The following is a 12,367-nucleotide window of genomic DNA, read 5'->3' as shown; positions in this document are numbered from 1 at the left end:
CGCCCGTCCAAAAAGGACGGGCGGGACGCCCATCCCACAAACTTGTGGAAGTTATTTAATTCTCATTCCTTAGCGCTTGAGGGCGATCGCTCCGGTTTGTAGCGAGGACTTTAGTCCGCAGGATCGAATGACTAAAATCCTCACTACAAACTAATCTTAATCGATATCATTCAATCGGACATCAACTGCGGTAGCTGACCTAATTTTTGAGTAAGAATCCCTACAGCCACTTCGTAATCCTTTCCGATGAGATAAGAAAAATGATAATAGCTGGCAAGATAGAAATCGCAACCAAACTTCTGGTAGCGATCGCAGATCGCCAGAAATCCATAACGGGCATCGCTGGGCTTTGTGAACCAATCACGATGGTAAGAGTCCTGAAGAAACAGGGTGAGTGTCTGTTGGTCAGCACTCGGAATCAATCGAATGGGATGGATGCTGGCATGGTGCGATCGTGGCACTGGCAGCAGCAGGTTATACTCTTCAACTGTGAGAAAATCTGCCAGACTATCTTCGGATCTCTCAAAGTAGGATTGCTCCGGTAACTTCAGAAAATGATGCCACGCCATCCAAAATTCGTGTTTGCTGTCAAATCCTGGATCGATATCTAATCGCCACTGTCGATCCTGACATAAATCATCGAGAACATCTTGGGGCAAATCCGTGAGTTTCATGAGTCGTTTCCCTGCAATCCTTTTAACCGCCTAGTTCGACTATTCTAATAGATATCTAGAGAAGCAAGAGATATTTCAAAAGAGCGATCGCCCGCAAATAAAACCGGGGCGCTCGCACTTCAGTTATTCCTAATTCTCTAGCTCCTTTAACGGTTCAAACACCAACACTGAATCGATCGCCTCAATTGCCTCCGACATTCGCACCTCGTGCGTTCCTGTGACAGTAATATACCGCTTTCCTTTATTCTGAAGAACCTCAACAAACTGCTGGTGCATAGTCATTCGTAAATGTTCGCTTTCTCGCGTTCCATCCTGAACAAACCCGAAATCTGGCTGAGTCAAAATATACAAATCGTAGCGGCGGCTGTCTGCAATTTGCTCGACCGTCGGGTGTTCGGAACCAACGTAACGTTTGTGCCAAATACAAGTAGCTAAAGGGTCTGTATCGCAAATAACGACTTTGTTAGCGCGAGTAGCAATATCGTCTTCTATAGCAGCTTGTTTCTTGGCAATTTCTACAAATTCATAGCTGTCCCAAATTTCAGGTTCGGGCGAATATTGCCTGCCTTCCCAGTAACACCTGCCGTATTCGGGAACCCAAGCAGTTTGATAGTGCTGTGCGAGCGATCGCGCCAGGGTAGTTGTGCCGCTCGATTCTACACCCAGCACGCAGACTCGTTTGGCAAAGTAGGCTTTGGCTGGGGGAGTCAGCATTTGCCAGTGTTCGGCTAGGTGCGATCGCAATTGCGTTCCAGAAATCGGGAATTTGAGCCGTTCGCGATCGACTGCACAGTGTTGAGCTCCCATCAGTTTTGCCCAAGGTTCGCCGTAATCTTCGCAAGTAAAAGCGATATCGGGTTTTCGCCCGGAAAGCACCTCAAGAGTCCTCTGAGCCCAAGGTTCGGGGGCTTCCGGCAAATCGTCGAGCACTTCGATAACTTCTGCGTCGGGATGCAAAAACCGAATCCAGTCGGCTCTAACGCTTCCTGCAACTGCTTGATTTGTCTTGTAACAGGCGAGAACGATTAAACGGTCAACCTTTTTTTTAGCTTCTCGAATTAAGTAGTCGTGTCCTTTGTGGAAGGGGTAAAATTTGCCTACAGTAACACCGAGTATCATAAAGATTGCTGCTGTTTTAACTTTTGTTCCGAGTAAATCCGCTGAAAATTTTGCAGTCCGTAAATTGCCATTAAGCAAAATATCGCGTACAAAATACTCGTCAGATATAGCCCGCGCGAGGCATACAAGGGAACGTAAATCGTGTCTGCAACAATCCACAAATACCAGCTTTCGAGATAGCGTTCCATCAGGTACAACTGGGCGATCGCGCTTAAGATGGTGGTCAGGGCGTCCCAAAATGGTGCTGCACCGCCCAAAGATACTAATACTGTTCGCAAGCCAAATACGCCAACTGTAAGTAAGACTGCGGTGAGGATGAGCCAGCGTTGTGGAATGCGAGATACAGGTTTTTCTGTGCTGTTTTCGCCGCCCCGCAGCCAAATATAAATTGCTTGCAAGCTCGTGATTAAATAGAAGAATTGAATCGCAACTTCGCCGTAAAGTTTAACTTGATAAAACACCGCAGCGTAGGCGATAACTCCGATTAAGCCGATCCACCAGCCTAGGGGATTGTTTTTAGCAAGCAGCCAAACGCTCCAAGCAGAAGCGATCGCGGCTATCGCTTCGATTAAGTCGAGTTGGATAGGGACAAACCACTGCACTGAAAGCAGGAGCACGAAGATGCTTGCTGCGAAGCCGATTAAGTTTGGCAGGTTCGCTTTTTTCATGGCAATCCCTATCCCGTCGGCTGGCTATATTGACTGTGAAATCAAATCCGAATCCTTTTTGTCCTTTGAGCGATCGACACTAAAATCTTCATAGTACGATCGCTCAGTATTCACATCCCACAAATCGTGCTTTTCGCCGAGAATATTTCTCACTGCCAGTATCCCCGTCAGCATGGAATGGTCTTGGTTGTTGTATCGGTGCATACCGTTTCGCCCGATCGTCTGCAAATTCTCAAATCCCTTCAAAAAACCTTCAAGTACCTGCAAGTGTCCTCGATATTCCCCATCATAAACTGGATAAGCTTTAAGTTGCCGTATGACAACTCCATCTTGCACCTCAGCAGTTGTTGCTAACCCCAAACCAACCAACTCGCGAGTTGCTAATTCGATAAGTTCCGCGTCCGACATTTCCCAAATCTCGTCGCCTACGCTACAGAAATATTCCATTCCTAAACAACTTTTGCTGGCATCGGGAACTAAAGCGGCGCTCCAATTCTTAAAGTTTTGAATTCGTCCAACTTTGACTTCGGGAGAGTGAATGTAAATCCAGTTGTCAGGAAACAAATCCTTGCGATCGACAATCAGCGCTACAATCAAAAAATCTCGATATTTGAGCGATCGCGCGGCGTGCAATACCTCTTCGGGGGGCTGCGGTTTCATTCGTGCTACCAGCGCCGATATCGGCATACTCGTAATGAAATTATCAGCAGAATATTGAACTAATTCTCCGTTTTGCTCCGCAGTAATACTTTTAATCTTATTACCTTCACGCTCAAAGCTAATCACTTTAGTATCGAGATAAACCTTGCCGTCTTTATTCTCCACAGCTTCCGCGAACTTTTCCCACATCATCCCCGGCCCCAAAGCCGGATAATCAAACTCTTTGATTAATGTTTTAGTGTCGTTGCTGCCAAACAAAGCATTAATAATTGCTGTCGTCAGCGACAATCCTTTAATCCGCTGCGCCGCCCAATCTGCTTGAATTTCCGAACAAGGAATGCCCCAAACTTTTTCAGTGTAAGTCTTAAAAAATGTTTTATACAAGCGTTCGCCAAAACGATTGATCACCCATTGTTCAAAAGTTTTTTCTTCCCGAAGTGGCCAAATTCTCACTTTCAGATAACTCAAAATAATCAGCGTACTCTCAATTATGCCCAAATTAAAGAGAGTATTGAAGGCACTGATCGGATAGTTGAAAAATTTACCTCGATAAAAAATTCGCGACAATCGCGGCACTTTAATAAACTCATTTCCCAGTACCTCTTGCCACAACTGCTGCACGGCTTCAACTTTAGTATAAAAGCGGTGGCCGCCAATGTCGAAACGATAGCCTTTGTAGGTTTCTGTGCGAGCTATTCCCCCAACTTTATCACCTTTTTCTAGTACAACAGGGATGATGCCTTGCTTGACTAGCTCGTAGGCAGCAGTCAAGCCCGCAGGGCCTGCACCGACGATCGCAACCGGATAATGTTTCACTCAGCCTACCTCCAGCTTTTTTATCCAAACTATACAGTTATTTATAACTTGTCACAGTGATAGATGCACCCGTGAATACCCTGAGAAACGATCGAGCGAGATGAGGTTTAAGCACAAGTTGCCTTGATTTATTGAGCGGATACCGGCAAACTAACTTTGCCAGTCACAGGCTTTTTTTGGTACAAGTAGCGACCCGTGCCGATCGCGAATGCCAGTCCGCTGTAAAAGTAGAAAAGCCAGTGCCACGGAATAGTTTTCAGGGCAAATAGGATACCGTGTTTACGGTAAAAAAATCGGTAAAGCGGTGCATTAATTGCTACCAGCGGTATTGCCAGCAAACCAGCCAGTAGCAGAAAGCTCACCGACCAGCAGGTTCCCAAAGTTGCCAGCAGGACTGCATAAGTTAAAATCACGCTGATGCGGTTTGAAACTTGCAAGTTGAGGTCGTTATTCAATTGGCGATCGCGCCAAATCAGTTCTGTCCAAGGCAGTGCTCGGTAGAAAAAGTCAGCTTTCACCATCCCCATAGGTTTCCACCGCTTTAAATGCTTCACCTGCAATGTTTTGCACAGCCGAATGTTATAACCTGCTTGTTTCAAACGGTAGCCGAACTCAATATCTTCGATCGAAGCTTGGCGGTAACTTTCATTAAAGCCGCCCATCTGCAAAAAAATTTCCCGGCGAATCACTCCGCAAGCGCCCCAAAAAGTCGAAGCTTCTTCGTTACCTGTTTGGTGCACGTAGTGGTGCAGCAAGTTCCTGTACTGCGATAGAAAATCAGGATCTCCAGGATCATCGTCGTAAGAGCCAATGAAAGCAGCTAAGTAGGGATTATTTTTGAACACCGATATCGCATAGCCCACAGCTTCTGGACAAACAGCGACATCAGCATCCACAAAAAACAGAATATCTCCCTTTGCAGCTTGGGCACCCAAATTCCTTGCCCGCGCTGGGCCCCCGCATTCTGGAATCCTGATGACTTTGGCGCCGAATTCCTTGGCCAGACGCCAGGAACCGTCGCTTTCGCCATCTGCTACTACAATAATCTCGATCGGCCTGGGCACAGTTTGAGCCAGTTTTGACAAACAGGTGCGGAAGTAAGCGCCCCCGTTGTGGACTGGGATAATAACGGATACAGTGGGGTCGGCGGTAGAAATCATTACCTAAATTGTTTAAATTGCAGGGTCGAAAATTTGCTGGAATTTTATTGGTGCTACTTTACGAAGGGTAAAATCAGCTCTACTTTTTTATTTATAACTCGATTTCTGTTTGTCTTCAACTAGATTTTTTGCTGGTATTCTCGATTTGATTTTCCCCATTCTTAGCTCTATTTTACGCCATATCTTGCTGAGACTGACCTGATGCAGACAACAGCTTTACAAAATCTTTAAATATATCATTGTTTGTGTAAAGTTGGGAAAAAGCCCCAGCAGCATTTTGGTGTGGCTCTGTTGCAATGCACAAGACTTTGATTTTATAAGTAGGCACACCGTATAAAATCAAACATCGTTTATACGGATACCCGCGAACTGTCAAGACTGGCGCGGTACAATTTCTTGTACAGACCTCATCCGTGAGTGACTCCTGCACCAAGTCTCGATCGCGACTGCGGACTTAATTCACACTTTATGACTTTTGGCAATATATTTTAAATATAGGTCTTAAAATTTCCGACGCTGTACGATCGAGCTTTTGTAATTTGCTAACATACCCTTAGCTAGCTCCCTTTGAGCCAAAACTTTTACATAAACAAGTTTTTATATTACATGAACACCTCCCAAAACAATTTAAATCAGCCATTAGTTTCAGTCATCATACCAGCTTTCAACGCTGAAACTTTTATTGCTAGAACATTAGAGTCGGTCTTATCTCAAACTTATCAAAACATAGAAGTTTTAGTAGTTGACGACGGCTCTACAGATACAACTGCCGAAATCCTCCAATCTTTTGCTCAAAAAGATAGCCGAGTCAGCTTATTCCAACAGTCAAATGCCGGCGTCGCCGTCGCTCGCAACCTAGCAATAGAAAAATCCAAAGGCGAATATATTGCTCCCATCGATGCCGACGATATTTGGTATCCGCAAAACCTAGAAAAACAAGTCGAATGCTTAATTAAATCAGAACCATCCGTAGGAGTTGTCTATTCCTGGTAACTTGATATCAACGAAAAAGACTTATTCACAGGGGGATTTTACAACTCCACTATCGAAGGAGAAGTATACAAAGCTTTAGTTTATAAATATTTTATGGGTAATGCTAGCTCATCTCTGATCCGCCGTATTTGTTTCGAGAGAGTCGGCGGTTACAATTGCCAATTGAAAGCCGAAAACGCCCAAGGCTGCGAAGACTTGGAACTTTTTCTCCGCATCGCTGAGCATTATCAATTTAAAGTAGTGCCAGAATTTTTAGTTGGCTACCGACAGATTTCCAGCAGTATGTCTAGCAACTATGCAGCAATGGCAAAATCTCACTCTCTAATTATGGCAGATGTCCGGCAGCAACATCCCGAAATTCCTGCCAATATTTATCGCTGGTCTAACAGCAGTTTTTATATATACAATTTAGCCGTTAAAAGCAACCGTAACGGCAAGCATCCCAGTACATTATTCTGGCTAGATCGAGTTTTTCCATAAGATTCATTGATGACTCTTTTACGCCATAATTTGTATGTGCTGTCAATAGAAAGTATATTAAAAATAATACTTCCACCGCCAACTGGATCAGGGTTAGAGTTAAAACAAGCATCAGAATCGAGTGAAAGGACGACACTTGCTAGGATTGAGACGCGAAGGAAAGTTCACTGAATTTTGCCGTCGAAGGTAGACGAAAGAATGCGATTCAATAGTTTAGGAAATCGAAAATCTACATAAACCCAACATTGAAAAACCCGGTTTTTTGAAGAAACCGGGTTTTTGAGGAAGCTAGAGGGCGTTTAATTCTGCCTGGTTGGTCTGTCAAGAACCAGGAAAAAGGGTTAAATAAAAGAATTTTAATTTTCCATTCTTCCTTCTTCCTTCTTCCGACTTCCATCGAACTGACATCCGTTACATCCGCCCTTGCGAATCCGTTGCCGAACTTCCTTCTTCCTTCTACTTAATCTCTCTAAGCGTGAGAAGCTGTAGCAGTTTGAGCTTTCGGCTGCTGACCGTCTGGCGAAAGGGATTCCCCTTCAATAAACGAGCGCAACATCCAAGCCATTTGTTCGTGCTGTTCCATCAAACCAGTCAAAAAGTCTGCGGTTCCGTCATCCTTAAACTCTTCACCGCACTGTTCGACGTGTTTGCGGAGATTGCGAATAATCAGTTCGTGGTCGTCAACTAAACGCGATACCATTTCCGTAGCCAAAGGCAAATCGCCGATATGTTCTTTAATCGAGCCATACTTCAGGAAACCCTCAGCAGTACCAATTGGATAGCCACCTAAAGTTCTCACCCGTTCGGCCATAGCATCGATATTTAGTGTTAACGCCTGATAGTGTTCTTCCCACAACTGGTGGAGCGATCGAAACTGCGGGCCCACTACATCCCAGTGATACTTTTTGGTTTTGATTAACAGCAGATAAGCATCTGCCAAGTCGTGATTCAATAGTTCGATAACGCCTGCACGCTGCTCGTCCGATAAGCCTATGTTTAACTTACGCATTGAAAATTTTTCCTTCAACTCTAACTTTACATTTATTAGAACAAATTACGCCAGCAACTTACATCAACCCAGAGGACGATCGAAGACGATCGCACTTTAGTAAAATATCTGCATTTCCGGTTAAATTAATCGCAATATAGATACCCTTAGATAGATGCTATGAAACTTATTGTTCCGGACGGCCTTTGTTTGGCGAACACAGCGATTGGGCGGCAGGCGATCGCCCGCTCAATCCCGCTATATAAAAAGGCTGTACTCTGATTGTTAGTAAAAATCAAGGAATTTATGCCGAAGTTAACGAACATCACACACCCTTAATTGTGCGGGCGGGTTTAAATGACGGCATAAGGGACTTGCAATTAAATATAACCCCAGTTATCCTAGAAGGCTAGGAAACTGATTTTCGGACATGAGCGGTTCTGACCTGTGTAATTGGGATGCTAGAAATGATATTGACTCAAACCGTTAAATCGACGTTGAAGGATGCTGCAAAGAAACAGACGGGCGAGATCCGTCGAAACTTTATGACAAAAGTGGCGGAAGACCCCGATCGAATACAGCCATGAAACCCTTTGTCCCATCTGGTAGACGGCCGGGAGAAGTTGTGTGCTCGTTTCACCTTCAGGAATACTTGCTGCTGTGACCACCACAGCACGCTTGCCGAAGGTATCAACCGCAGTGCCGCGTTTTGGGCCCGCAGGTGCATGAAGGCTTTGTCAAACCAGACCCTCTGATGAACCATCGTTGCAGTGACAATTGTTGAAACCTGGTTTTTGGCGGATGGCGTGTCAGGAGAGATTAAAAAAAAGCAGTCCTCAGCGTTTGCAGCGAGGAGGAGATCGAGGGCATTACAGTTTTTCCTATGTGGGGAATACGGGCTAAAGTAGCCGTAGGAAAGATTGATCCATACTTTTACTAACTGTGCTACTTTCATCAGAAATTTGGGTTTGAAACCCCGTCCTTCTAGGACGGCTTTACATGAATTTTTGTTAATACCTACCATTTCACCCAAGACGTGCTAGTATGTGAAATGGTGTACTTAAAATAAGTATGACACTAAAAGCCTTCAGCTATCGATTCTACCCAACGCCGGAACAAGAAAGTTTGTTGCGACGTACTTTGGGTTGTGTTCGTTTGGTCTACAACCGTGCTTTAGCCATAAGAACTGAAGCTTGGTACGAAGAACAGAAACGGGTAGGCTATGCTGAGACTTCTTCAATGTTAACCGAATGGAAGAAAACAGAAGAGTTGAATTTTCTCAATGAAGTTAGCTGTGTGCCATTGCAGCAATGTTTGAGACATTTACAAACGGCTTATACCAACTTTTTTGATGGGCGGGCAAAATATCCTAACTTCAAAAAGAAACGCAATGGTGGTAGTGCAGAATTTACCAAGTCAGCATTTAAGTTCAGAGATGGACAAGTCTACCTAGCAAAAAGCACACAAGCGTTACCAATTCGTTGGAGCCGGACACTACCTGATGGTTGCCGACCATCAACCTTAAGCGTGAAGCTTGCACCATCAGGTAGGTGGTCAGTTTCTCTGTTGGTGAATGTTGAAATTGAAGCATTACCTCAGTCAGGCAGTCAAGTTGGTATCGACCTGGGAGTTACAAGCTTGCTCACTCTAAGCACTGGCGAAAAGATTGCCAATCCCAAAGGATTCAAGGCAAAATATCGCAAACTTAGAAAAGCGCAAAAATCTTTAAGTCGCAAGCAAAAAGGGTCAAACAACCGTCACAAAGCACGGCTTAAAGTAGCGAAAGTGCATCAAGAAATCACTGATGCAAGAAAAGATAGTCTTCACAAGTTAACAACGCGGTTGGTGTGTGAAAACCAAACCATCGCCGTAGAAGACTTAGCTGTGAAGAATATGGTTAAAAATCCCAAACTTGCCGCTTCTATAAGTGATGCAAGTTGGGGGGAATTAGTCGGACAACTTGAATACAAGTGTAAGTGGTACAGCCGTACTTTAATTAAGATCGATCGCTGGTTTCCGAGTTCTAAACGGTGTGGCAATTGCGGACACATCGTTGACAAGATGCCGTTAAATATCCGGGAATGGGATTGTCCTAATTGCGACACTCACCATGACCGAGATATTAATGCGGCAAAAAATATTTTGGCGGCAGGGCTTGCCGTGTCAGTCTGTGGAGCGACCGTAAGACCAGAACAGAGTAAATCTGTTAAGGCTGGTGCGAAATCCCCGTCAGGGACGGAAGCAGAAACCTAAGTCGTGAGTCTTAGGAATCCCCGTGCGTTTACGCCGGGGTGGATGTCAATGTTAGCTGTAAACCATCATGCGGGAAATCTGCCAGAGCGTGGAAACCATATTTGAACGGCTGTTAGACGAACTCAAAAAGTCCACTCGCGCGTCTGAGCACAACTGCCAAGATGTAGCAGGGCGACTCGCAGCAGAAGTCAACAGGATATGCACTGAAAGCCAGCGGATTCAGGCCTCTGGAGATATAGAAGGTTCAGCCCAGAGCCTCGCTCAGCACCGCTTGCAACAATGCCTCCACTATTACAATTTAGGCTCCGGGCCCGGGCGAGTAGAATTGCACAGTACCCTCAGCGCGATCGTCTATCGCTACATCACTCCTCCGCAGGTGCAGTCTAGCTATCAGGCGCGAGTAGAACTGATCAAAGATTTTTTGCAAGGATTTTATCTCGAAGCTTTAAAGGCATTCCGGCGCGAAACCCAACTACCACCCACCTACAGTCCCCGCACTCGCTTAGAACTAGCAGAGTACATGGCCTTTGTAGAGCGCTTCGGCAAGCGGCGCATTCCTTTACCTCGGAACCGCAGCCAGCAACTAATTATTTTACGGGCCCAAACCTTTTCCCAGCAGCAGCCCAAAGAAACCTCGGTAGATATGGAACAAGCCGCCGACGGAGGGGCTTCAGATTCCGACCAAACTTGGAACGACACCTCGGTGCACTCGGTGCGGGAAGCGATGGCCGGACAGGGTTCGGCGGCAATTCGTCCCCTAGGCGACGAGTCAGAATCTCTGCGGCAAAAGGTGATTGACGAATTAGTGGCTTACTTGAAAGAGCGTAATCAACAAGACTGCGCCGATTACTTCGTGCTGCGCTTGCAAGACTTACCGACTAATGAAATAGAGTCGCTTTTGGGCATAACTCCCCGCCAAAGAGATTATTTACAGCAGCGCTTCAAGTACCATTTGCTCAGGTTCGCCATGTCGCACCGCTGGGAACTCGTTCACCAGTGGCTGGAAGCAGACCTCGATCAAAATCTGGGTTTGCTGCCTTCTCAGTGGCAGGCTTTTGGCGAGCAAATTGGCCCAGAGGGACAGCGTTTGCTAAAGTTGAAACAACAGGGTCTGTCAGAGTCAGCGATCGCGCAAACCCTCGGCAGCACGGTAGCCCAGGTACAGAAGCGGTGGTTTAAATTGCTGGAACTTGCGTGGGAATTGCGAAATCGTTCAGATTCCGGAGAAGGGGCATCTAGTGATGAATAACGAAACGAACAGGGATGCAGAGGCTTTCGATCGCCATTTTTTAGACTGGATATTGCAGGCGCCGATCGCGAATGCCTCTAGCGAAGATGAGGAAAACCTCAATCCATCCCCTCGCTCACAAGAGTGGGGCGACACAGAAGACAATTCCGGGGTGGAATACTGGGAATGGGACGAACCAGACCCGCTGGACTATCAAGTGGGGGGGCACCACAATGCACCCGCACAACCGCTGACAATTGGAGAAATACCGACCGTGCAAGACCGTTTTCAGACCTTGTTAAAACAAAGGCTTAGAGCCGAAATTGAATCTAACCCGCCGCTGTTCCCCTGGGAAACAGAATTCAAAAGCTACGACCACGATTACCCAGACGAGGTAGCCCCGCAATGGGTTCCCCCCCTACACATCTGGACTCCCCAACTACAAAATATCAGGTGGGGCCGCCTGCCAATTCCGATCGCCCAAGGGGTTTTTGCTCAACTGCTAGAACCTTGTCAGGAACTGGTAATGTCGTCGCTGCGGCAAGGATCGAAGTTAGTTCGCGCTGTAGATGGCTTATTTCCGGGCCAGTCTCAGGAACTCAACGAGTTAGCTGGTTTAGTGCTCCGAGGTTCTTTACGGGGACTTCTAGATTTAGAAGATTTCCCGAATTACGAAGTGGCGAGTACCGATCAACAAATGGTGCTGTCGCTGTTGGCCGCCAAGGAAATCATTGAGTCTCTAACTCTCGATTGTCATGTGAATCAGCCGCCGATTTCGCGAGAGTGGCTTACTGCTTTGGGTTCGCTGACTCTGGAGGCTCAATACCTGTCGAACCCCAACAGAGAACAGCCAATGCCGTGTTTAAGAGTTGAGTGCCAATTTCCGGGGGCAGGAAGTTTGGAACTCAAGGGAGGAGATGCCGAAGCAACAGCACATCGGCCGAATTCCGGGCATTTAAGTGTGGAGTTGTTTGACCCGCAACCTAACAAGACTTATGCCCTAGAAGTTCGATTCCAAAACTTCGAGACCCGACCTTTGATGTTTGCTATTCGTCCAATTTGGGCCGGACAAGATAGCAACTAGAAAGCTCAAATTAGAGTAAATAATGTAGGTGTTTACTCTGTGGTTTGACCTCACACAAAAACCAATGCAATTCCTCGATTTATGTCGTCGTGGAAAGCAAAAAAAATTAGATATTAGTTCAAGCCGCCAGATTCATCGGTGGATTCAATCTAAAATCTAAGGACAGAGAAATAAGATTTAGATATTAGGTAAAACCCAGATTTATCTGTGGATTGAATCTAAAATCTAAAATCTAAAATCTAAA

General features: G+C 45.8%; 10 protein-coding genes and 1 pseudogene. 4 read left to right on the top strand and 7 right to left on the bottom strand.

Annotated features, from left to right (window positions below):
* Positions 1–170: 170 nt before the first annotated feature.
* From QUB16_RS29675 to QUB16_RS29655, 5 genes are all read right to left on the bottom strand, one after another.
* Complete coding sequence (locus QUB16_RS29675) at positions 171–674, bottom strand: hypothetical protein (protein ID WP_333321700.1); 504 nt, start codon at positions 672–674, stop codon at positions 171–173.
* A gap of 129 nt (positions 675–803) precedes the next feature.
* Entirely contained in the window at positions 804–1,793 is a 990-nt protein-coding gene (locus QUB16_RS29670; RefSeq protein WP_333321699.1) for an AAA family ATPase, read from the bottom strand.
* Positions 1,790–2,461, bottom strand: a complete 672-nt coding sequence (gene pnuC, locus QUB16_RS29665; protein WP_333321698.1) for a nicotinamide riboside transporter PnuC — start codon at positions 2,459–2,461, stop codon at positions 1,790–1,792. The genes QUB16_RS29670 and pnuC overlap by 4 nt, the downstream gene beginning before the upstream one ends.
* Positions 2,462–2,485: 24 nt before the next feature.
* Entirely contained in the window at positions 2,486–3,937 is a 1,452-nt protein-coding gene (locus tag QUB16_RS29660; protein WP_333321697.1) for an NAD(P)/FAD-dependent oxidoreductase, read from the bottom strand.
* Between the two features lie 128 nt (positions 3,938–4,065).
* Positions 4,066–5,097 carry a glycosyltransferase family 2 protein gene (locus tag QUB16_RS29655; protein ID WP_333321696.1) on the bottom strand — a complete coding sequence of 344 codons (1,032 nt, stop codon included), beginning with the start codon at positions 5,095–5,097 and terminating at the stop codon, positions 4,066–4,068.
* 606 nt (positions 5,098–5,703) lie between these two features.
* Here QUB16_RS29655 and QUB16_RS29650 point away from each other — a divergent pair.
* Positions 5,704–6,570: pseudogene (locus tag QUB16_RS29650) on the top strand (glycosyltransferase family 2 protein).
* Positions 6,571–7,039: 469 nt separating this feature from the next.
* Here QUB16_RS29650 and QUB16_RS29645 read toward each other — a convergent pair.
* Complete coding sequence (locus tag QUB16_RS29645) at positions 7,040–7,579, bottom strand: Dps family protein (RefSeq protein WP_333321695.1); 540 nt, start codon at positions 7,577–7,579, stop codon at positions 7,040–7,042.
* Between the two features lie 457 nt (positions 7,580–8,036).
* The gene (locus QUB16_RS29640) at positions 8,037–8,513 is read right to left on the bottom strand and encodes a hypothetical protein (protein ID WP_333156461.1); all 477 of its coding nucleotides are present in this window, start codon (positions 8,511–8,513) and stop codon (positions 8,037–8,039) included.
* 116 nt (positions 8,514–8,629) lie between these two features.
* On the opposite strand from QUB16_RS29640, the gene QUB16_RS29635 reads away from it, so the two are divergent.
* The 3 genes from QUB16_RS29635 (at position 8,630) to QUB16_RS29625 (ending at position 12,123) form a co-directional block, all read left to right on the top strand.
* Positions 8,630–9,811: an RNA-guided endonuclease TnpB family protein gene (locus QUB16_RS29635; RefSeq protein ID WP_333156460.1), complete on the top strand. Its 1,182-nt coding sequence runs from the start codon at positions 8,630–8,632 to the stop codon at positions 9,809–9,811.
* A gap of 67 nt (positions 9,812–9,878) precedes the next feature.
* The gene (hetZ, locus tag QUB16_RS29630; RefSeq protein WP_333321693.1) at positions 9,879–11,060 is read left to right on the top strand and encodes a heterocyst differentiation protein HetZ; all 1,182 of its coding nucleotides are present in this window, start codon (positions 9,879–9,881) and stop codon (positions 11,058–11,060) included.
* The gene (locus tag QUB16_RS29625) at positions 11,053–12,123 is read left to right on the top strand and encodes a hypothetical protein (protein WP_333321691.1); all 1,071 of its coding nucleotides are present in this window, start codon (positions 11,053–11,055) and stop codon (positions 12,121–12,123) included. The genes hetZ and QUB16_RS29625 overlap by 8 nt, the downstream gene beginning before the upstream one ends.
* The last annotated feature ends 244 nt before the right edge of the window (positions 12,124–12,367 follow it).

The organism is Microcoleus sp. D3_18a_C4 (assembly GCF_036702415.1).
GTDB lineage: Bacteria > Cyanobacteriota > Cyanobacteriia > Cyanobacteriales > Microcoleaceae > Microcoleus.
This window is presented reverse-complemented; position numbering and strand designations above follow the sequence as displayed.

Bases quoted from the DNA above. Each gene is read 5' to 3' on its own strand.
- pnuC (WP_333321698.1), bottom strand. From the start codon at position 2,461: ATGAAAAAAGCGAACCTGCCAAACTTAATCGGCTTCGCAGCAAGCATC.
- hetZ (WP_333321693.1), top strand. From the start codon at position 9,879: ATGCGGGAAATCTGCCAGAGCGTGGAAACCATATTTGAACGGCTGTTA.
- QUB16_RS29640 (WP_333156461.1), bottom strand. From the start codon at position 8,513: ATGAAAGTAGCACAGTTAGTAAAAGTATGGATCAATCTTTCCTACGGC.
- QUB16_RS29625 (WP_333321691.1), top strand. From the start codon at position 11,053: ATGAATAACGAAACGAACAGGGATGCAGAGGCTTTCGATCGCCATTTT.
- QUB16_RS29655 (WP_333321696.1), bottom strand. From the start codon at position 5,097: ATGATTTCTACCGCCGACCCCACTGTATCCGTTATTATCCCAGTCCAC.
- QUB16_RS29675 (WP_333321700.1), bottom strand. From the start codon at position 674: ATGAAACTCACGGATTTGCCCCAAGATGTTCTCGATGATTTATGTCAG.
- QUB16_RS29645 (WP_333321695.1), bottom strand. From the start codon at position 7,579: ATGCGTAAGTTAAACATAGGCTTATCGGACGAGCAGCGTGCAGGCGTT.
- QUB16_RS29635 (WP_333156460.1), top strand. From the start codon at position 8,630: ATGACACTAAAAGCCTTCAGCTATCGATTCTACCCAACGCCGGAACAA.
- QUB16_RS29670 (WP_333321699.1), bottom strand. From the start codon at position 1,793: ATGATACTCGGTGTTACTGTAGGCAAATTTTACCCCTTCCACAAAGGA.